A 19,968-nucleotide genomic window follows, 5' to 3' on the forward strand; every position below is an offset into this window, starting at 1 on the left:
AGCTCACCGCTCACCAGGACCGACACTTTTGAATGGGAAATGTGTGGGGGCGAGCGTTCTTTGGCACAATGACGTGTTGTGGCTGATACGGAACTGCTTGAGCAACTCGCTACCGCCTACGGTTTCAGCATGACCTACCGGGGCCAGAACAACGAGCTCGTGGTGTCGCCCCGCGAATCACTCGTCCAACTCTTGAGAGCCCTCGACGTTCCGTTGTCGGACGATCCCGCACCCGAAGAGCTCACGGAAGCCCTGCAGACGTGGCGCACCCACTGGGACACCCGCCCGCTACCCCCGGTAGTCATCGCGCGCGAGGGACGCGAGACGTATTTCAACGTCCACGTCCCCGAAGGCGCCCCGGCACACGTGTGGATAACACTCGAAGACGGCTCTGAATCCCCCGCCTACCAAGACGAAAACTGGGCGCCGCCAACGGAAGGCTGGGGGGAAGCCACCTTCCACACCCGCGGCGATCTGCCCACCGGCTGGCACACCATTCACTTGGAGTCGGACGGCATCGAAGAGTCCTGCACGCTCGTGGTCACCCCTCAGGTGATCCGGCGCAACCTAGAGCTGCTCCAAGAGCCGTCCTACGGAGTCATGGCCCAGCTCTACTCGGTGCGCTCCAAGCATTCTTGGGGCATTGGCGATTTTCACGACCTCGGAGAGCTAGCCAAAATTCTCGCCCGCCACGGCGCAGAATTCCTGCTCATCAACCCCGTCCACGCAGCTGAGCCGCTCCCTCCGGTCGAGGATTCGCCTTACCTGCCCACCTCGCGGCGCTTCATTAACCCGATCTACATCTCTGTCGAGGATGTGCCGGAATACCAGCGTGTCGACGCCGACACCCGCGCCGACATCGACGAGATGGCCGCCGAGTTCACCGCCCTGAACACCTCCCCCAACTTCATCCACCGCGACCCGATCTTCGATGCGAAATTGGCCGCCCTGAACGAGCTCTTCTACGTATTCGAGGAGTCCGGCGATCACGACGCCTTCGACGCGTTCGTGGAATTCGAGGGCGGCGGCTTACGCGAATACGCACGCTGGTGCGCCCGCACCGAACTGGACGAGGACTCCGACGACCTCGCCCGCTTCTACATGTGGCTCCAGTTCGTCGCCGACAACCAGCGCAAGGCCGCCCAGCAAGCAGCAAAAGACGCCGGCATGTCCATCGGTATCATGACCGACCTGGCTGTCGGAGTGCACCCAGCCGGCGCCGACTCCTACACACTGCGCGATGTCCTCGTCAAAGATGCCTCCGTCGGTGCCCCGCCGGACGAATACAGCCAGCATGGACAAGATTGGTCCCAGCCGCCGTGGAACCCGTTCAAGCTCGCCGAAAGCGGTTACACCCCCTGGCGTGAATTGCTTCAGACCGTGCTGCGCCACTCCGGCGGCATCCGCGTCGACCACATTCTCGGGCTCTTCCGTCTGTTCTGGATCCCGCGCATGGGCACCCCCGCCGAGGGCACCTACATGAACTACGACCATGAGGCCATGCTCGGCATTCTCGCCCTCGAGGCGGACCGGGCAAACGCAGTCGTCGTCGGAGAAGACCTGGGTACCTTTGAACCTTGGGTGCAGGAAGAGTTGCGCGACCGAGGCGTTTTGGGCACCTCCGTCATCTGGTTCGAGCACGCTCCCACCGGCGAGCGCCCCATGAACCCGCAGGAGTACAGGAATCTCGCGCTGTCCTCCGTGGGCACCCACGACCTTCCCCCCACCGCCGGATACCTGTCCGGTGCCCACAACCAGCTGCGCGACCAACTGGGGCTCGTGGACGATTCCTTCGACGAGATGGACGCAAAGGACATCGCCTGGCAGGGCCACGTCCTCAACACTGCTCGCGAGCACGGCTGTTTCGCCGGCACCTCACTGGCCGACACCGACTTCGACGGTCTCGGAAGAACTGAACGCGGCGATGTAGATGAGTTGGTGCTGGGCCTCACTCGCTTCATCGCGGGCACCGGCTCAGCGCTGACGTGCACGAACCTCGTGGACATGGTCGGCGACACCCGCATCCAGAATCAGCCCGGAACCAATGCCCACCAGTACAAGAACTGGTGCGTGCCGCTCAGTGACAAGAACGGAAACGCCGTCCTCATTGAGAACCTCGAGGACATCGACCTCTTCCACAAGGTCGCAAAGGCCAGCGTTAGAACAGCCCGATAAGTCCCGCCACCAGCACGAGCGCGATCAGCGCCCACAACGCCTGAGTGACGCGGGAACGGGGGTACTTCCTGCGCGCCTTGGGCAGCTTCATGTCCTCTTTGCGCAGGTCTTCGGGGTTAGCCATGGCTTCCTACTCTACGTCACCGAAGAGGAAGTCCACCAACCGCAGAACTCCGACCGACACAAACCCGGCAGTAGGAGCCGCCACCACCAGAATCACGGGCAACTGGACCCACGGACTCGCCTGTGTCAAATCGATCATGTCGCTTAAGCTTAGGCCCCATGAGCTCACCCGTTGAAGTGACGTGCCCAGCTGGGACCGTGGTCGGACGCACGGACAACGGAATCTGCTACTTCCACTCCATCGAGTACGCCTATTTCCCCGCCCCGTTCGACGACGCGGAGATGGCTCCGAAGGGCATGCTTATCGACGCGACCGTGCCCGACCCCACCGCCACCGCCCTCACCATCATCGCCCCGAAATCGGCGAAAGACCTCCCCGTCGTCGTCCACATTCACGGCGGGCGGTTTGAAATGGGAAACCACGAGGACGAAGCCTCGCCAGGCGAGGAGCTCGCGCGACGTGGAATCATCCTTGTCCGCATCGGCTACCGGAAGAAGCTCCAGGGCCTAGTGCCATTCCCCGACGACCAGCCCAACCACTTCCGTGCGGTAGATGATGTCGCTCTCGGTCTCGAGTGGGTGCAGCACAACATCGAATCCTTCGGCGGTGACCCCACCAACGTCACGCTCACGGGCCAATCCACCGGCGCGGCCATCGTCTTGTGGCTCATGCGCCGCGACCACTACCGCGGCGCATTCCGCAGAGCGCTCGCCATGTCGCCGGCATTTCCGTCCGGGTCGTTTCAGCAGCGGAAATCCTCCCTGCGCATCCCCACCACACGCAGGTGGCTGAACAAGGCCTCACCGAAAACGCTCGAACGGGCATATGCACGCCTCCGCCGCCGTTACCCCACGGATATGGCGCTCGGGCCCCATTCCTTAGACCCAACCGAAATGGCTGAGATTGACCTCGTCATCTCCTCCCACGAAAAAGAGTTCCAGCAGCCTCTCATCGGAAAACGGCTCACAAAGAAGCTGATTCTCCGCTGGGTCGACGACGTCGTCGACCGCGCTCCCGGCAACGTTTGGCACATCCGGTTCACCGGCGACAGCAAGCACTCCGATGAGCTCCTCCCGCTTTTCGACGGCCCACTGACCGGCTGGCTGGTCAACTACGCCACTACCGGCGAAACTGGGCCAGCTCTTCCACGAGCCACGGAGAAAAGATGAACGGCACGCGGGCCACCGCTTCCCGCAGGTCCTCCATGCTCACCCACTGATACTCGCAGACCTCGTCCGGGTTCGGATCAAGTTCCCCGTCCAGTTCAGCGAAGTACACCGGGCAGACCTCGTGCTCGACGATCCCGGAAGCGTCCACCGCCCGGTACGAAAAGTCCGGCAGCACTTCCCGGATCCCCGTCACCGTCGTGCCCAATTCCTCGCGGGCGCGCCTCACCACAGCGTCCTCAGGTGCCTCGCCCGGCCCTGGGTGCCCGCAGAAACTATTCGTCCACACTCCCGGCCACGTGAGCTTCGATAAAGCTCGGCGCGTCAGCAGGAGGTTCCCTGTGCCGTCGAAAAGCCATGCCGAAAACGCGAGGTGGAGTGGGGTACTGGTTGAATGCGCGTCCATCTTGGACGCGGTGCCCGTTGGTTGCCCGTCCTCTGTGCACAACACCACGAGCTCATCCACTAGTTGTTCAGATTCCCTTCGAAGATGACGTTGCCGATCTGGAACGACGCGTCGCTGAGGTTCCCCTGGCTCACGTCGAACGCGATCTGAACGTTCATCGTCGCGCCTTTACCCAACGGAAAATCGAGCCCCTCCATTTCAAGCCCTGCTTTTTCGGCGCTGATGCGGTTGGCAGTTTCATTGCCGCCTTTATACTTCAGCTCCGGGTCGCCGAGTGCTTCGGGCGGCATGATGTTTTCCGAATGGTTCGTCACAGCGACCGTGACCACTGTCCCACCATTCGGCGCGTAGTTGGTCCCCTGCCATTTGTAGGAGACATCCATGCCCGGATCCTCGACGATTCCTCCGCCCAACTCGTCGGTCTTCAGCGGCTCGGCGGAGTGGGTCTCGAAGGATTCCGGCTCCTCAGTCGGAGTGGCCACACCTGTCGTCGGAGTGATCGAGCTTCCCTCTTGGTCGACGACCCCCTCTTCCGCGCACCCGGCCAGCACTAGTGCAGACAAAGTGACGGCGGCAAAACCTGAAACCGAACGCGCCATGATGATGTGCCTCCCTCTCGACGAAACTTCGTCTCACTTTACAGTGGTGAGCGTGCAGCCTCTATTTCGAGTCATGGGCAGCGCGTCTGCGCTCTGGCCCTATTACGTCGGTATTGTCCTCATTTCCACCGTGACAGTGGCCCTCAACCTCGTGTCGCCCTTCATCATCCGTGAAGCCACCAACACCATCGTTGACGGAGGCGAGCTCACCACCGTCGCCTGGCTGGCCGTCGCCCTTTTCGCCGCTTATTCGGCCAACACCCTGATGCAAAATATCGGTGGCTACCTCGGCGACGTGGTCTCCGCCCGGATCCGCCAAGTGCTGTCCACCCGGTACTTCGCCAAGCTTCTGTCGCTTCCCCAGCGCTACTTCGACGGGCAAGTCACCGGCACGATCATCGCGCGACTCGACCGCTCGATCATGAACATCACGCAAACGGTGCAGAGTTTCTCAAACACCCTGCTTCCCATGCTCCTGCAGGTCATCGCCATCTTGGGCATCACGGCATTCTTCTACTGGCCGCTCTCCCTGCTCCTCCTCGCGCTCTTTCCCATTTACCTCATCCTGACCGCCATGACGTCAAAGCGCTGGCAGATATTCGAGGGAGAAAAGAACAAGCAGATCGACCTCGCTAACGGGCGCTTCGCCGAGGTCGTCGGACAGGTCAAAGTGACTAAGTCCTTCGTCGCTGAAACGCGCGAACTCCAAAATTTCGGCGACCACTACGGAACAACAATCGACCTCACTCGCCCCCAGTCCCGTTGGTGGCACAGCATGGATGTCGCCCGCGGCATGGCGATGAATCTCGTGTTTCTGGGCATCTACCTCATCCTGTTTGTGGAGACGTACAAGGGCCGCTTCACCATCGGCGACATGGTCATGCTCATCCAGCTGGTCACCATGGCGCAGCAGCCAGTCCACATGATGAGCTGGCTCGTCGATTCCGCCCAGCGTGCCGTCGCAGGTTCCCGGGACTACTTCAAGGTCATGGACGAGGCCGTCGAAGAGTCCGCGAACAGCCAGGTCGTCGCCGCCACCGAGGCCGCCGATGTCCCAGAGCTGGACATCTCGCCAACTCCGCCCCTTCCGGCCGCTGAGCCGACAGTCAAGTTCGACCGTGTTTCTTTCGCCTACAACCCGGGCGAACCTGTCCTGTCCGATATTTCCTTCACCGCCCACCACGGCGAAAAAGTTGCCCTTGTCGGCGAGTCCGGCGGCGGTAAGTCCACCCTGGTCAACCTGCTTCTCGGCCTGTACCCCGTCACGTCGGGCACGCTCACCGTCTGTGGCACAGACATCGACACCGCCGATATCGAGCGTGTCCGTGCCTCTGTCGGTGTTGTTTTCCAAGAGCCCGCACTGTTCTCCGGCACCATCCGCGAGAACATCGCGTACGGAAAGCCCGGGGCATCCGACGAGGAAATCATCGCCGTCGCTAAGCGCGCGAACGCCCACGACTTCATTTCTGGTTTCGCCGACGGCTACGACACGGTCATCGGTGAAAGAGGTTTGCGCCTGTCCGGCGGCCAAAAACAACGTGTCGCTGTCGCCCGCGTCATGCTCAAAGACGCCCCGCTGCTCGTCCTCGACGAGGCGACATCCGCCCTGGACACGAAGTCCGAAAGACTCGTCCAAGCCGGCCTCGACGAATTGATGAAAAACAGGACCACCATCATGATCGCGCACCGCTTATCGACGATCGCCGACGTCGACACCATCATCACCCTCAATGACGGCCGCATCGACGAGATCGGCTCTCCCGAGCACCTTGCCACTTCCGGCGGTATTTATTCTGAACTCCTCGCATTGACCGCCTCCTCTTCTGCAGAGGACCGGAAGCGTCTCAAGGCGTTCGGGTTCAAGGCGTAAATTGAAGGGCATGCAGTTTCCAGATCTTGAGACCCTCCGCGCCCGCCGCACCCGCAAGTGGACCCAGTACGGGGACGATATCATCCCCCTGTGGGTAGCCGAGAGTGATTTCCCCACCGCCGAGCCGGTGAAGCGCGCAATCCAAGATGCCGTCGACCGCGAATCGTTCGGCTACACCCCAGCCTTCCACGATCTCGGTGGCGCTGTGAGTGACTTCTATTCCGAGCGGTATGGCTGGCGCCCAAACCCAGAGTGGATCTTCCCCGTCGCCGACGTCGTGCGCGGCATGCTCCTCGGTGTCCAGTACTTCACCAAACCCGACTCCCCCGTCGTGGTCCCTGTTCCCGCTTACCCGCCGTTCCTGGAGATCCCGGCTACCGCCGGCCGCGACATAGTCGAAGTCGGCGCAAAGGACGGACTCGACCTCATGGAAGTCGAAGCCGCCTTCAAGAACGGCGCAGGCTCGATCCTTCTCGCCTCCCCGAATAACCCGTGGGGCTACACCTTCGATGCCGAAGAGCTCGCCCAACTGTGCGCCATCGCCGACAAGTACGGTGCACGCGTTCTCTCGGACGAAATTCACGCCCCCCTCGTCTACGAAGGCCAGCACGTCTGCGCCGCCGGCGTGAACGAGACCGCCGCCAACGTCTGCATCACCGTCACCGCGACCTCCAAAGCTTGGAACATCGCCGGCCTCAAATGCGCCCAGATCATCTTCAGCAACGAAAAGGACGTGGCCACGTGGAACAAGCTCACCGGCGTGGCAAAAGATGGAACCGGAACCCTGGGCATCATCGCTGCCCAGGCTTGTTACGAGGAGGGGAAGGAAGCTCTGGACAACCAGCTCGCGGTCCTCAAATCGAACCGGGACTTCCTCATCGACAACCTCCCCGGAGCGGTCCCCGGCATCAAATTCACCAAACCGTCCGCTACCTACCTCATGTTCCTCAATTTCAGCGATACCGGGATCAAGGACGAGAAGCCGGCTGCATGGCTCCATCGAGAAGCGAAAGTAGCGCTCAACGAGGGGATCACCTTCGGCTCCGGGGGCGCGCACCACGCCCGCCTGAACTTCGCCACGAGCCCGGACATTCTCGCAGAAGCGCTCAACCGGATTTCCGACGCTATCCTTGACGGGCATGGACTCCACTGACGAGCAAGGCTTCCTCATCGAGGCGGATGCGAGCGACTATAGCGCGCCCGCTCCAGCCCCCGGCAACGAACCCTGGCAGCGGCCCGACCCTGAGTGGTACAAAGACGCCGTCTTCTACGAAGTGCTCGTCCGCGCCTTCTACGATCCGGATGGCTCCGGCTCCGGCACCTTGAAAGGTGTCGAGGAAAAACTCGATTACCTGCAATGGCTCGGTGTTGACTGCCTGTGGCTTCCGCCGTTCTACGACTCCCCGCTGCGCGACGGTGGCTACGACATCCGCGATTTCCGCAAGGTCCTCCCGGAATTTGGCACCGTCGAAGACTTCGTCTCGCTTGTCGACGCCGCCCACAAACGCGGCATCCGCATCATCACCGACTTCCCCATCAACCACACTGCCGACACCCACCCGTGGTTCCAGGAGTCCCGCCGCGACCCGGAGGGCCCCTACGGGGACTTCTACGTCTGGTCCGACACCCCTGACCAGTACGCGGAAGCCCGCATCATCTTCATCGACACCGAAGAGTCCAACTGGACCTACGATCCGGTGCGCAAACAGTACTTCTGGCACCGCTTCTTCTCCCACCAGCCGGACCTGAACTACGACAACCCACAAGTCCAGGACGCCGTCATCGACGTCATCCGGTTCTGGCTCGACCTCGGCATGGACGGCATCCGCCTCGACGCCATCCCCTACCTCTACGAGCGGGAAGGCACAAACTGCGAGAACCTCCCCGAAACCCACAATTTTATCAAACGCGTACGCACGCTTTTCGACGAGGAATACCCCGGCCGTTTCCTCCTCGCCGAAGCCAACCAGATGCCGGACGAAGTGGTCCAGTACTTCGGGAGCAGCGATGAATGCCAGATGGCGTTCCACTTCCCCGTCATGCCCCGCATCTTCATGAGCATCCGTCAGGAGAAAGCTCAGCCCGTCATCGACATTCTGCGGGAAACCCCGGACATTCCCGATTCCGCCCAGTGGGGCATCTTCCTGCGCAACCATGACGAGCTGACGCTTGAAATGGTCACCGAAGACGAGCGTGACTTCATGTACACCAATTACGCCACCGACCCGCGGATGCGAGCCAATGTGGGCATCCGCCGCCGCCTCGCTCCGCTGCTCGGAGGCCACCGGGACCGTCTCGAACTCGCCCACGCTCTTTTGCTGTCCCTTCCCGGTTCACCCTTCCTGTACTACGGCGACGAGATCGGCATGGGCGACAACATTTGGCTCCCCGACCGCGACGGCGTACGAACCCCCATGCAGTGGAACGCCGACCGCAACGGAGGCTTCTCCACCGCCGACCCCGAGCGCCTCTACCTCCCCACCATCCGGAACGACACGTACGGCTACCAGGCCATTAACGTCGAATCCCAGATGGACCGGGAGAACTCCCTCCTCCACTGGGTCCGCGAGCACGTGCACATCCGCAAGCAATACAAGGCTTTCGGCCGCGGCGACTACCAGGAGGTGCAGCACTCCAACCCCCAAGTTCTTGCATTCATCCGCGAGTATGAGAACGAGCGCATCCTTTGCGTGAACAACATGAGCTCCCGCCCACAGCCGGTGGAAATGCACCTGTCCCACCTAGCCGGAATTGTTCCGCGCGAGCTGTCCGGCAACGTCGAGTTCCCCGCCATCGGCGAACTCCCCTGGCTGGTGACCCTCGCCCCGCACGGCCACTTCTGGTTCGACATCTCCTAGATTCTCGGAGCACACTTATGGACCTGAAAAGCACCCGTTTCTACGGATTCAAATCAGAACCCATTAACCGGCAACAGGTGATCGCTGAGTTGCCTGCCGGATTCGCTGACTGGCAGATCCTCGAGGTCGACCATGGACAGCTCGACTATTTTCAAGTCCTCGTCGACGGCGACAAGGATGTCTTGGACACTGATGCCGGCGCCCAGGCTTACCTCGCCCATCTGCCACAATTCGGCGAAATTTCCGGGGACATGTCTGGGAGCTCGGCAATTCCCCTCGGTGCGGACCAGTCGAACACGTCCCTCGTGGTCGACGACCGCTGGATTCTCAAGGTCTTCCGCAAGCTCGAAGACGGCCTGAACCCCGACGTCGAGCTCTTGTCCGTCATCTCCGACTGTCCCCACGTCGCCGGGGTGCGCGGCCACCTCACGCGGGACGGCCGCACCTTGGCGATGATGCAGGAACTCATCACCGGTGGCCGCGACGGATTCCAGCTGGCTCTCGACCCCGGCCTAGAGAGCGAAGAATCCCTCGGCCGCGCTATCCGCGACGTGCACGAGGCTCTCGCCGACTCCTTTGAAACCTCTTTGGTTCCCGCCTCCCGCATCCGGGATTCCCTCAACTCCCACCTCGACGAACTTCTGCGGCAGACCGACGCGCTGGATCCCTACGAAGAACGACTCCGCGAGATCTACTCGCGCATCCCAGACGATGCAGTGGAGATTCAACGCATTCACGGCGACCTTCATCTGGGTCAAACCCTCTTGGCAGATCGCTGGTACCTCATTGATTTTGAGGGAGAACCGGCACGGCCGCTTGAACAACGCCAGCTCCCCGACCATGCGCTACGCGACGTCGCCGGCATGGTCCGCTCTTTCGGGTATGCGAAGGCAATGGGAGGCCACGCAGACGTCGATAAGCTCCTGGCTGGATACGGAACCGACCGCAACGAGATTCTCGATGCGTATACCGCCGACAAAGCTGCCTACGAAGTCGTGTACGAAGCGAACAACCGGCCCGACTGGGTGGACATTCCACTTTCCGCGATCCGAGATTTGTCCTAGATTTCCGGGGGCTTCCACAATCGCCTGGTTGTAGTTCTGTGCCTTGGCGGGCAATTCGAACAGTCGCCACACAACGATCCCTGGCACCTCATGCACGAAGCACGCTCATCCCCCAGCGCGACCGCGCCCACGAGACCAGACCGAAGCAATAAAGCCCCCTCATGTGACTGCACCAAATTCCAGCTACTAAAATTCCGATCCCATACAGCGAGATGCTAGGGTGAGACCTATTATTTTCCGTCCACACCCTGGAGGCTCCATGTCAACAGCTGTTTCCTCTACCGGCAACGGAACTGGCAAGAGTTCGTCGAACAGTGCAATCCTATTCACGGCACTCGCTCTTTTCTCGATGTTTTTCGGCGCCGGCAACCTCATCTTCCCGCCGATGCTCGCAGTCCAAGCAGGCGATAATTTCTGGCCCGCCATCCTCGGCTTCCTCACCACGGGTGCGCTCCTGCCCGTGCTGGCCGTGGTCGCGATCGCCCTTTCCGGCTCCAATGTGCGCGACCTCGCGCAACGCGCAGGCACCATCTTCGGCGTTGTCTTCCCGATCCTCGCCTACCTGTCCATCGGCGCTTTTTACGCTCTGCCGCGCACCGGCGCTGTTTCTTTCGAAGTGGCGGTCACACCGCTGTTCGGCTGGGACAGCACATTCAGCGCGGCACTTTTCAACATCGTCTTCTTCGGTATCGCTTTGGCGCTGTCGTGGAACCCGACCCGCATCACCGACACGCTGGGCAAGTTCCTCACCCCGGCGCTGGTCGTGCTGCTTGTCATCATGATCAGCATGGCGCTGTTCACCATGACCAACCAGCACTACGAGCCCAGCGAAACCTACGCGACCAACCCGTACCCGTCGGGTGTCCTCGAGGGCTACCTGACCATGGACTCGATCGCCGCACTGGCGTTCTCCATCGTCGTTATTTCCTCGCTGCGCAATAAGGGTTTCGCTGAAGGAAAACCGCTGGTCCGCAGCACGATTTACGCCGGTATCGGCGCCAGCATCCTGCTCGCTTTGATCTACCTGGGTCTCGGTTTGATCGGCCGCGCGATGCCAGACGCATTGCAGTACGATTCAGGCGCGCCTTTGCTTGCTGACGCAGCGTTGCAGCTCATGGGGCGCCCCGGCCAGACCGTCTTCGCGCTGATCGTGGTTCTTGCATGCATGACCACCGCCATTGGTCTTATCACTTCCACTGCTGAGTACTTCTCCGGGCAGTTCGCTGGTTCCTACGGGACTTGGGCGATCGTCTTCGCCGTGGCATCGGCCATCATGGCGACGCAAGGCCTGGACTTTGTCATCTCGATCGCGGGCCCGGTCGTCGGATTCCTCTACCCGCCGGCAATCGCCCTGATCTTCGTCACTCTGATTGAGCCCCTCTTCAGCCGCCGCACCCGCCTGCGCTGGGGCTTCATCCTGCCGATTTGGGTCGCAGTGATCTGGTCGCTCATCTCCACCTTCGTCTCCCTCGGCTGGGGCGCAGACGCTCTGTCCCCGCTCGTCGACTGGTCACCGATGCAGAGCAACGACCTAGGCTGGTTGCTTCCCACCGCAATCGCATTCATCGTCGGAGTCATCATCGACTTCGCTAAACCTCACGCGCCACTGGAGATCGGCACGCAGCGTACGGTCGAGGGCGAGAGCTTGGAAGAGGCCGAGGCCCGCAACGCCTAACCACGAGATGGAATGGTGCGGACTTCCGGGATGTTGCATGGGAGTGAAAGAAACCTGATTTGACCGGAAGGACCACCATGACCCCGCTTTCTCTGCTGGATTTTTGCACTGTCCGCGACGATGAGAGTCCAAGCCAGTCCATGGCCCGCTCCGTGGAACTGGCCCAAACAGCGGAGAAACTGGGGTACGACCGCATCTGGTATTCCGAGCACCACAACATGCCGTCGATCGCATCGTCGTCGCCGGCGGTGCTCATTTCTCATATCGCCGCCAACACCGAGACAATTCGTCTGGGTGCTGGCGGCGTTATGCTGCCTAATCACGCTCCGTACGTGATTGCGGAGCAGTTCGGGACCCTCGCCGAGTTGTACCCCGGCCGGATTGATCTCGGCTTGGGGCGCGCTCCCGGCACGGACCAAAACACTCTCGGGCGCGCATTGCGGCGCGACCCGATGGCGGCGGAGAACTTCCCGAACGATGTCCTGGAGCTGCAGGGCTACCTGGCCGGTAAGTCGGTGATCCCGGGAGTGACCGCGGTGCCCGGCGCAGGGACAAATGTCCCGCTCTACATTCTGGGCTCCTCAATGTTCGGGGCCACGCTCGCTGCCAAGCTCGGGTTGCCGTATTCCTTTGCGTCTCACTTCGCCCCCACCCACCTTGAGGAAGCGACGCGCTATTACCGCGAGAACTTCCAACCGTCCCAATACTGTGCGGAGCCGTATGTGATTGCCGCGGTCAATGTGACGGCCGCCGACAGCGCCGATGATGCCGCACGCCAAACGGAGCTCGTCCACCGCGCCAGGTTGAAGGCATTCTTGGGGCGCCAGGGACGCTCACTCACCGAGGAGCAACTGGATTCGGTGATGAACTCCCCCCAGGGCCACCAGATCATCGGCATGCTGCGGTACACGGCAGAGGGCACCGGCGAACAGGTGGCGGAGTACCTGGAGAAATTTGCTCAGCACGCACAGGCGGACGAGTTGATGATTTCCTTCCAGGCCCCGACGCACGAGGAAGTTCTATCCTCGATGGAAATCGTCTCCAAGGCGGTCTAGCCCGGCGCCATGTGGCGCTGCACCGAAGAACGGACGCCCCTGTGGTAGCCGGGGCCGGAAGGGTGCGCGAAAAATATTTACCGCAGCCGCAGGGTCACAATCGATCTGAGCAGCATGTATCTCGCGCCGATTCCCGCCGAGGTTTGAGATCGCCGCAGCACGTGAATACTGTTTTGCCGCATGAGAGCACTTGGTGCCGCGGCGGCGGTACTTTCGGTCGGATTTCTGTCCGCGTGTTCCGCCGGCAGCACCGCATCGAATGTGGGCCGCATTGAACCGGATAGTGTTGTCGTGGGAACGACCTCGGCACCAGCTTCCCTCGATTTCACAACCACGGGAGGTGCCTCTATTCCGCAGGCACTCATGAGCAACGTGTACGAAACGCTCGTGCGTATCGACGATTCCGGAAAGCCCCAACCCTTTCTCGCCGAGAGCTGGGATGTCAACGACGACCGGACCGAATACACGTTTCACCTCAAAGACGGTGTGACGTTTTCTAACGGAGAGCAGTTCAACGCGGAGACTGCCGCGTTCTCCATCAACTACGTGCGGGAGCAGTGGACCAACGGCCTGGCCAAGCAAATGGCTCCCGTGGAAGAGGTGGAAGTGCTCGATCCTTTGACCGTGAAGGTGCGGCTCAAAGCGCCGTCGAACAACTGGCTTTGGTCGATGGGAACGCTGACGGGGGCGATGATGGCGCCGGGAGGCGTCGATAAGCTGGCCACCGATCCTGTCGGGACAGGACCCTACGTGGTCGACCATTACGCGCTCGGCGAATCTATCTCTTTCGACGCGCGCGAGGATTACTGGGGCGAGCCCGCGCGCCAGGACGCCGCGATCCGGTACTTCTCCGACGCTATTTCCTCGGTGAATGCGTTACGCGTCGGCGACGTGGATGTGCTGTGGGGGCTGCAGGCCCCCGAAATACTGCAGACTTTGCCGGAGGAATTTCAGGTGCAGGTGGGCACGACGAACGGTGAAGTCCTGCTGAGCCTGAATAACCGAGGATCCCCTTTCGATGATCCCAATGTGAGAAAGGCAGTCGCGTACGCCATCGACCGCCAAGCTCTTAACCGCGTGGTGTGGGCCGGCATGGCAAAGGACACCGGCGGCGCACCCGTGGCGCCGAGCGACCCGTGGTTCACCGAGAAGAACTATTTTCCGTTCGACCCGGAAAAAGCACGGGAATTGCTGGCGGGCAGAACACCTGAGGTGGTGATCACCGTGCCGTCGCTGCCCTACGCGCAAGATGCCGCCGAACTGATTTTCTCCCAACTGCGGGATGTCGGATTCCGCGTCAAGCTGAAGACCGTCGAGTTCCCTGCGGTCTGGCTCAGCCAAGTGCTCAAACAGGCTGATTACCAGTCTTCTCTGGTTGCACACGTCGAGCCGCGCGATATGCCGCAACTGTTCTCGCCCGACTATTACCTGGGGTACGACTCCCAGGCCGTCCAGGAGGACTTCGCACGCGCGGACGAGGGGACACCGGAGGATCAGGCGCGATTCATGCAGGATGCCGTCGACACCATCATGGCGGATGCCGGTGCCCTGACCTTGGCGAATTTGCCCAATATTGTGGTCACCGCGCCGGGAGTGGAGGGGATCGATCCCAATGTGGTCACTGACGGACTCGACTTGGCGGGGGTGACTAGGAAATGAAGGCGCTCGGCCGATTCATCGGGATGCTCTTCGCGGCGAGTCTGATCATCTTCTTTCTGCTGCGCGCGGTTCCCGGGGACCCGGCGCGAATCGCTTTGGGCGTCACAGCGACAGACGAGGATGTGGCAGCACTGGCGCACCAGCTTGGCACGGACAAACCGCTCCCCTCCCAGTACGTCGATTGGGTCGGCGGAATGCTGACAGGGGATTTCGGTAGGTCGCTAACCAGTAAGCAAGACATCACTCCCTTCGTCATCGACCGCATGCAGGTTTCGCTGATCCTGACGGTGAGCGCCATGGTGCTGTCGACAGCCATTGCAATTCCACTGGGCACCTATCTAGTGCGGCGGCGCGGAAAATGGGACACAGCGCTGGTGTCGTCCCTGACACAGGTGGGCATCGCCGTGCCGAGTTTCTTGGTCGGCATTCTGGCCGTCGCTGTATTCTCCGTGTGGTTGGGGTGGCTCCCGGCGAACGGATGGGTCCCACCGAATGCGGATGCCGGCGGCTTCGTGGCGCACCTCATCCTCCCAGTGATGGCGTTGAGCCTGGTGCAGGCAGCAATCCTGACCCGCTACGTGCGCAGCGCGGTGAACGAGGAGCTGGACAAAGATTACGTCCGTACCGCGCGAGCTGTCGGACTGTCCACACGGCAAGCGTTGTACAGGCACGCCCTGCGCAATGCGTTTCTCCCTGTGCTCACCGTGACAGGTTTGCAGTTCACCACTCTGATCGTTGGCGCGGTAGTCATCGAGCGCGTTTTCGCGCTGCCTGGTCTCGGCACAATGCTTCTCGACGCTGTGGCCACCCGCGATCTCACCACCGTCCAAACCCTGATGATGCTGCTCGTCGTATTCACCTTGACCGTGACACTGGCAGTGGATCTGCTGTACCGATTCATCGACCCTCGGTTGAGGAGGCAAGCATGAGAAAGGTGATCGGGTTCGTTCTCGTGGGGCTGGCAGTCCTCGCAGCCGCGTTGGCAGTCGTGTGGACCCCGTACGACCCAGTGCACGCGGTCCCGGCGGAACGCCTGCAGGGCACCACAGCTGCCCACTGGATGGGCACGGACCAGTACGGACGCGATGTACTCAGCCGGGTAATGGACGGCGCCCGGAGCACATTGACCGTTGCGGTCTCTTCCGTCGCTCTGTCGGCCCTAGCAGGTGTCCCGCTCGGGATCTGGGCAGGAATGAGCCGCGGGTGGCGGGACCGCCTCATCATGCGTGTCAACGACCTAGTGCTGGCATTTCCTGCTCTGCTGCTCGCAATCGTCTTCACCGCAGTGTTCGGCGGCTCCATGTGGATCGTGGTGCTGGCGATCGGCATCGCGGGCATTCCCGGTTTCGTGCGGGTCTCACGGGTGGGAACCATGCAGGTCATGGCTCAGGATTACGTGCTTTCGGCCCGCATCTCCCACGTGCCGGGCCCGTTGATCGCGTGGCGACATGTGCTACCCAACATCACGTCGACGCTCGCGGTCCAGGTTTCAGTGGCACTCGCTTTGGCGATCTTGGCGGAGGCAGGGCTCTCCTTCCTCGGACTGGGCACCCCCGCCCCGTACGCGTCATGGGGGCGGATGCTGCAGGCCTCACAGGCATACTTGTCCACTTCCCCGCATCTGTCTCTATGGCCGGGCCTCGCTATTGCCGGCACAGTGCTCGGCTTCAACGTCCTCGGCGATGCCGTGGCCGACAGGAGATCTGACCGATGACACTCGTGCATATTGAGGACCTCACGATCGACGGGATCCTCGACGGAATCTCATTCGACATCCAACGCGGCGAGAGACTGGGACTCATCGGCGAGTCCGGTTCCGGCAAATCCATGACAGCCCTGACGATCATGGGCCTACTGGATGACAGGCTTGAACCACGCGGCACCGTGACTCTCGCAGGCACGGACATGATCGCCTCACCGGCGAGAAGAAAACGGAAGCTGCGGGGACAGACTGCGGCGATGATTTTCCAAGAACCGATGACGGCGTTGGATCCATTGATGACGGTCGAGCGGCAGGTAGCTGAGGCCTGCTCGCTCGAGCGGGCGCGCGAACTGTTGGCGGAGGTCGGCATCGAGCGGACGGGCAGCTTTCCGCACCAGCTGTCCGGCGGACAGCGGCAGAGGGTCCTGATCGCGCTCGCTCTCGCAGGAGATCCAGATTTGCTCATCTGCGACGAGCCGACGACAGCGCTAGACGTGGAAGTGCAGCGCCAGATTCTGGACCTGCTTGATTCCCTCGTGCGGGAGCGCGGAGTGGCGCTGCTGTTCATAACGCACGACCTCGGCGTGGTCAAGCGGATGACCGACCGCGTCATCGTTCTCAAACAAGGGCAGGTCGTGGATCCGGACGCAGATCTCGACAATCCCCGCGAGGAGTACACCGCGCACCTTGTTTCGGCGTCGAAGCCGGGGATGCCTGCTGAGGTGCGGCCCGTCGGCGAGCCTGTCATCGAATTGCGGAACGTATCGTGGCGACGCGGAGACACCCTCGCGCTGGATGACGTATCTCTGACGGTGCGCAAGGGTGAGAGAATCGGCGTTGTCGGCGGCTCGGGATCGGGAAAAACATCGCTGCTTCGCGTCATCTCCGGGTTGAATGAGCCTGATTCAGGCACCGCCAAAATAGACGGGCGCCTGCAAATGGTCTTTCAGGACCCGTACTCATCCCTCAATCCGCGCCGCACGGTCCGCTCGTCGGTGACAGAGACTGGCGCGGACGGACAACGCGCTGATGAAGTGCTCTCCCAGGTGGGACTAGGCGGTACCGGCAACCGTTTCCCGCACCAGTTCTCGGGCGGGCAACGGCAACGGATCTCTATCGCCCGCGCCGCTGCTCCACGCCCTCAAATCCTCATCGCCGACGAGCCCGTGTCGGCGCTAGATGTGTCGGTACGCGCGCAGGTCCTCGAGCTTATCGACGACCTCGTCACCCACAACGACGCCACTCTCGTCTTCGTCTCCCACGACCTATCCGTGGTCAGACAGGTGTGCCCGACAATTGCGGTGCTGTATCAAGGCCGCATTGTCGAGACTGGGCCCACTGAGCAGATATGGGAAAACCCGCAGCACGAGTACACGAAGTCTCTGCTGCGGGCTATCCCGACATCAGGGTCGGTGCCGCCTGCGGAACGATCACCGGTGCGTCGCGGTGGTAGATCGGCACCAGCCGGATAGCGTGTCCTCTGTGGAGTATCCAGGAATAGTCGTTGTCGGCTCCGTCAACGCCGATTTGACCGTCAATGTGCCCCGTCACCCCTCCCCCGGGGAAACGCTGCTGGGCGCCGGAGGCGGCATCACCCCGGGCGGCAAAGGAGCGAATCAGGCGGTCGCCGCCGCGCGCCTGGGCAGTTCGGTGGCGCTCGTCGGAGCTGTCGGCAATGACGAGCACGCTCAAGCCGCGACGCGTTTGCTTGTCGACGCCGCCGTGGACCTCTCCGCCGTCGAGCACGTCACTACCCCGACCGGTCTGGCCGTCATCACAGTGGCGGCGAACGGAGAGAACACCGTGATGGTCGTGCCGGGGGCGAACGGTGAGGTGGGGGCAAGTGTCGTCGATAAGCATGCTGCCCTGATTGGCGGCGCTGAGCTAGTGCTTCTGCAAGGCGAGATTCCTGCGGACGGTTTCGCGCGGGCTGTTGAGCTAGCAAAGGGACGCGTGGTGGTAAATCTCGCACCGGTGATCGACGTGGACCGCGACGCGCTGAGGAAAGCTGACCCGTTGATTGTCAATGAGCAGGAAGCGCAGCTGGTGCTCGGGCGGGACGCGGCCCCGCAAAAGTGCATCGAAGAACTGCTGCGGGAGTTCTCCTCTGTGGTGGTGACGCTGGGCGCCTCTGGGGCGCTCATCGGAACCGCAGACGGAATCGAGCACGTTTTATCGCCCGCCGTCCAATCGGTAGACACGGTCGGTGCCGGAGACGCGTTCACGGGTGCGCTGTGCCACCGGCTGACCGAGGGGGATTCGCTTGCCGACGCCGCACGCTTCGCCTCCCGCGTCGGTGCCATTGCCGTGACCCGGCCCGGCGCGCAGCCGTCCTACCCATGGCGCGGCGACGAGCTGCCTAGCTAGCGTCCCACACGGAGCGGAACAGCTCACCGCCGTGGTTGTAGATCGCATCGTGGTCCCACTCGGGGTGCGTCCACACGGTGAGGTTGCCGATGGACTCCGCGATCTTCTCCGCCATGGGGAGCGGGACGAACATGTCGCGTTCGTACAGAGCCACGGTCGCGGGAACGCGGTTGACGGCTAGCTGGGCTGCATCGAAAAGCGGTGCCGGATCCATCTCAGCCAACGCGTCGACTGCATCCTGGAACGGGGTCAGCGCCGGGTCTTCGGCGAAGTGGTGGCGGAAGAAGTGGTTGCCCAGCAGGTAATAGGGCTCGGCCGAGGTCGGGTCTGCATCCAGGCGGGACTGGCCGACGGTGTCGGACGCGCCGAGCATGGCGAGGTGGACGACTGGCCACAGCGGGTTCGCTTCGGTGCTGATCAGGCTATTCACGCCAGCGAGAAAATCTTTCCGGAGGCGTTTGCTGTCCGGGTAAAACGGGGACTCGAGCAGGTTCGCCAGCACAGTAAACCCGAATTCGGCACCGAGTGCCACGCCGATGAACCGGAAGCGGTTCGCAGTAAGCCTTTCCCCGGTGGGCAAGAATTCCTCGGTCTGGTCAAGGTGGGCGCACACGTCGCGGATCGTCTGCTCTGCGAACGGGACAGCGTCGTAGAACTCCTGGCAGCGCTTGTCCACGGAATCCAGCGTCAATTCGTTGTACTCGTCCGTACTCCACCCCAGGTTCGGCAGCGCGCCGGTGAGGAACGCCCGGTTCAGCGACTCCGGCGCGTACGACAGGTAGCTGGCGGTACACAGCGCCCCAAAAGAATTTCCCAGCACGTCCCAGGTGTCAAAGCCGAGGTGGCGGCGCAGATCCTCCGCGTCCGCGACAACGTCGGGGCAACGCAGCTTGGACAGAATCTCCGGGCGAACCAGCTCGGGAGTTCCTTTGTCGATTTTGCCGGAGCGGCCGGTGCCGCGTTCGTCGAGAAGGAAGACGCGGTAATGCTTCAGCGCCTCCGGGATCCAGCCCTGCACCAGCCGCGGTGCGGGACTGCCCGGCCCACCTTGAAGGAAGAGCAACGGCGGCAACGTTTCGTCCGCGTACAACTCGCGGCAGAACAGCGTGAACGTGCCCAGCTCGGGAGCCGATCTATCCCAGGGGACCTCGATCTCATGCTCTTTGACGGACGCATTCGGCGGGATGATCGTTGAAAACACCCCTCGAGTATAGCCTTGACCTGCTTAACTCTTATGTGAGAGTAACA

The 19,968-nt window shown here is 62.0% G+C and carries 18 protein-coding genes; 13 read left to right on the top strand and 5 right to left on the bottom strand.

Translation table 11 applies throughout. The annotated features are described in order from the left end of the window. The first annotated feature begins 78 nt into the window (after nucleotides 1–78). Nucleotides 79–2,175 (top strand): 4-alpha-glucanotransferase, encoded by a 2,097-nt coding sequence (locus tag QYQ98_RS03435; RefSeq protein ID WP_302007366.1) that lies wholly within the window; start codon nucleotides 79–81, stop codon nucleotides 2,173–2,175. On the opposite strand, the gene QYQ98_RS03440 is transcribed toward QYQ98_RS03435, so the two are convergent. Next, nucleotides 2,159–2,299 (bottom strand): hypothetical protein, encoded by a 141-nt coding sequence (locus QYQ98_RS03440; protein ID WP_302007367.1) that lies wholly within the window; start codon nucleotides 2,297–2,299, stop codon nucleotides 2,159–2,161. The genes QYQ98_RS03435 and QYQ98_RS03440 overlap by 17 nt on opposite strands. 6 nt (nucleotides 2,300–2,305) lie before the next feature. Then, nucleotides 2,306–2,437: a hypothetical protein gene (locus QYQ98_RS03445; RefSeq protein ID WP_302007368.1), complete on the bottom strand. Its 132-nt coding sequence runs from the start codon at nucleotides 2,435–2,437 to the stop codon at nucleotides 2,306–2,308. 20 nt (nucleotides 2,438–2,457) lie between these two features. Here QYQ98_RS03445 and QYQ98_RS03450 point away from each other — a divergent pair, with 20 nt between their 5' ends. Further along, the gene (locus QYQ98_RS03450; protein WP_302007369.1) at nucleotides 2,458–3,468 is read left to right on the top strand and encodes a carboxylesterase family protein; all 1,011 of its coding nucleotides are present in this window, start codon (nucleotides 2,458–2,460) and stop codon (nucleotides 3,466–3,468) included. Here QYQ98_RS03450 and idi read toward each other — a convergent pair. Then, a complete protein-coding gene (gene idi / locus QYQ98_RS03455; protein WP_302007370.1) occupies nucleotides 3,419–3,931 on the bottom strand; it encodes an isopentenyl-diphosphate Delta-isomerase in 513 nt (170 codons plus the stop codon). The genes QYQ98_RS03450 and idi overlap by 50 nt on opposite strands. Next, nucleotides 3,931–4,470 (bottom strand): hypothetical protein, encoded by a 540-nt coding sequence (locus tag QYQ98_RS03460; protein ID WP_302007371.1) that lies wholly within the window; start codon nucleotides 4,468–4,470, stop codon nucleotides 3,931–3,933. Before QYQ98_RS03460 ends, idi begins: the two co-directional genes overlap by 1 nt. Nucleotides 4,471–4,522: 52 nt before the next feature. On the opposite strand from QYQ98_RS03460, the gene QYQ98_RS03465 reads away from it, so the two are divergent. The 11 genes from QYQ98_RS03465 (at nucleotide 4,523) to QYQ98_RS03515 (ending at nucleotide 18,720) form a co-directional block, all read left to right on the top strand. Continuing rightward, complete coding sequence (locus QYQ98_RS03465) at nucleotides 4,523–6,340, top strand: ABC transporter ATP-binding protein (RefSeq protein ID WP_302007372.1); 1,818 nt, start codon at nucleotides 4,523–4,525, stop codon at nucleotides 6,338–6,340. A 10-nt stretch (nucleotides 6,341–6,350) separates the two neighbouring features. Then, on the top strand, nucleotides 6,351–7,493 hold the full coding sequence (locus tag QYQ98_RS03470; RefSeq protein ID WP_302007373.1) for a MalY/PatB family protein: 1,143 nt from the start codon (nucleotides 6,351–6,353) through the stop codon (nucleotides 7,491–7,493). Further along, nucleotides 7,480–9,198 (top strand): maltose alpha-D-glucosyltransferase, encoded by a 1,719-nt coding sequence (treS, locus tag QYQ98_RS03475; RefSeq protein ID WP_302007374.1) that lies wholly within the window; start codon nucleotides 7,480–7,482, stop codon nucleotides 9,196–9,198. Before QYQ98_RS03470 ends, treS begins: the two co-directional genes overlap by 14 nt. Nucleotides 9,199–9,275: 77 nt before the next feature. Continuing rightward, nucleotides 9,276–10,262: a phosphotransferase gene (locus QYQ98_RS03480; RefSeq protein ID WP_367881637.1), complete on the top strand. Its 987-nt coding sequence runs from the start codon at nucleotides 9,276–9,278 to the stop codon at nucleotides 10,260–10,262. A gap of 259 nt (nucleotides 10,263–10,521) precedes the next feature. Then, on the top strand, nucleotides 10,522–11,937 hold the full coding sequence (brnQ, locus tag QYQ98_RS03485) for a branched-chain amino acid transport system II carrier protein (protein WP_302007376.1): 1,416 nt from the start codon (nucleotides 10,522–10,524) through the stop codon (nucleotides 11,935–11,937). 77 nt (nucleotides 11,938–12,014) lie between these two features. Then, nucleotides 12,015–12,992: an LLM class flavin-dependent oxidoreductase gene (locus tag QYQ98_RS03490; protein WP_302007377.1), complete on the top strand. Its 978-nt coding sequence runs from the start codon at nucleotides 12,015–12,017 to the stop codon at nucleotides 12,990–12,992. A gap of 180 nt (nucleotides 12,993–13,172) precedes the next feature. Beyond that, nucleotides 13,173–14,651 (top strand): ABC transporter substrate-binding protein, encoded by a 1,479-nt coding sequence (locus QYQ98_RS03495; RefSeq protein WP_302007378.1) that lies wholly within the window; start codon nucleotides 13,173–13,175, stop codon nucleotides 14,649–14,651. Then, the gene (locus QYQ98_RS03500) at nucleotides 14,648–15,580 is read left to right on the top strand and encodes an ABC transporter permease (RefSeq protein ID WP_302007379.1); all 933 of its coding nucleotides are present in this window, start codon (nucleotides 14,648–14,650) and stop codon (nucleotides 15,578–15,580) included. The genes QYQ98_RS03495 and QYQ98_RS03500 overlap by 4 nt, the downstream gene beginning before the upstream one ends. Further along, complete coding sequence (locus QYQ98_RS03505) at nucleotides 15,577–16,365, top strand: ABC transporter permease (RefSeq protein ID WP_302007380.1); 789 nt, start codon at nucleotides 15,577–15,579, stop codon at nucleotides 16,363–16,365. The genes QYQ98_RS03500 and QYQ98_RS03505 overlap by 4 nt, the downstream gene beginning before the upstream one ends. Further along, nucleotides 16,362–17,825, top strand: a complete 1,464-nt coding sequence (locus tag QYQ98_RS03510; protein WP_302007381.1) for an ABC transporter ATP-binding protein — start codon at nucleotides 16,362–16,364, stop codon at nucleotides 17,823–17,825. The genes QYQ98_RS03505 and QYQ98_RS03510 overlap by 4 nt, the downstream gene beginning before the upstream one ends. A gap of 10 nt (nucleotides 17,826–17,835) precedes the next feature. Then, nucleotides 17,836–18,720 carry a ribokinase gene (locus tag QYQ98_RS03515; RefSeq protein ID WP_302007382.1) on the top strand — a complete coding sequence of 295 codons (885 nt, stop codon included), beginning with the start codon at nucleotides 17,836–17,838 and terminating at the stop codon, nucleotides 18,718–18,720. On the opposite strand, the gene QYQ98_RS03520 is transcribed toward QYQ98_RS03515, so the two are convergent. Continuing rightward, nucleotides 18,713–19,921: an alpha/beta fold hydrolase gene (locus QYQ98_RS03520; RefSeq protein WP_302007383.1), complete on the bottom strand. Its 1,209-nt coding sequence runs from the start codon at nucleotides 19,919–19,921 to the stop codon at nucleotides 18,713–18,715. The genes QYQ98_RS03515 and QYQ98_RS03520 overlap by 8 nt on opposite strands. Nucleotides 19,922–19,968 lie beyond the last annotated feature (47 nt).

Source organism: Corynebacterium sp. P3-F1 (assembly GCF_030503635.1).
GTDB lineage: Bacteria > Actinomycetota > Actinomycetes > Mycobacteriales > Mycobacteriaceae > Corynebacterium.

What these genes read in the sequence shown, in the direction of transcription:
- QYQ98_RS03495 (WP_302007378.1), top strand. Translation starts at nt 13,173, where the DNA reads ATGAGAGCACTTGGTGCCGCGGCGGCGGTACTTTCGGTCGGATTTCTG.
- QYQ98_RS03460 (WP_302007371.1), bottom strand. Translation starts at nt 4,470, where the DNA reads ATGGCGCGTTCGGTTTCAGGTTTTGCCGCCGTCACTTTGTCTGCACTA.
- brnQ (WP_302007376.1), top strand. Translation starts at nt 10,522, where the DNA reads ATGTCAACAGCTGTTTCCTCTACCGGCAACGGAACTGGCAAGAGTTCG.
- QYQ98_RS03505 (WP_302007380.1), top strand. Translation starts at nt 15,577, where the DNA reads ATGAGAAAGGTGATCGGGTTCGTTCTCGTGGGGCTGGCAGTCCTCGCA.
- QYQ98_RS03450 (WP_302007369.1), top strand. Translation starts at nt 2,458, where the DNA reads ATGAGCTCACCCGTTGAAGTGACGTGCCCAGCTGGGACCGTGGTCGGA.
- QYQ98_RS03510 (WP_302007381.1), top strand. Translation starts at nt 16,362, where the DNA reads ATGACACTCGTGCATATTGAGGACCTCACGATCGACGGGATCCTCGAC.
- QYQ98_RS03500 (WP_302007379.1), top strand. Translation starts at nt 14,648, where the DNA reads ATGAAGGCGCTCGGCCGATTCATCGGGATGCTCTTCGCGGCGAGTCTG.
- QYQ98_RS03445 (WP_302007368.1), bottom strand. Translation starts at nt 2,437, where the DNA reads ATGATCGATTTGACACAGGCGAGTCCGTGGGTCCAGTTGCCCGTGATT.
- QYQ98_RS03440 (WP_302007367.1), bottom strand. Translation starts at nt 2,299, where the DNA reads ATGGCTAACCCCGAAGACCTGCGCAAAGAGGACATGAAGCTGCCCAAG.
- QYQ98_RS03490 (WP_302007377.1), top strand. Translation starts at nt 12,015, where the DNA reads ATGACCCCGCTTTCTCTGCTGGATTTTTGCACTGTCCGCGACGATGAG.
- treS (WP_302007374.1), top strand. Translation starts at nt 7,480, where the DNA reads ATGGACTCCACTGACGAGCAAGGCTTCCTCATCGAGGCGGATGCGAGC.
- QYQ98_RS03470 (WP_302007373.1), top strand. Translation starts at nt 6,351, where the DNA reads ATGCAGTTTCCAGATCTTGAGACCCTCCGCGCCCGCCGCACCCGCAAG.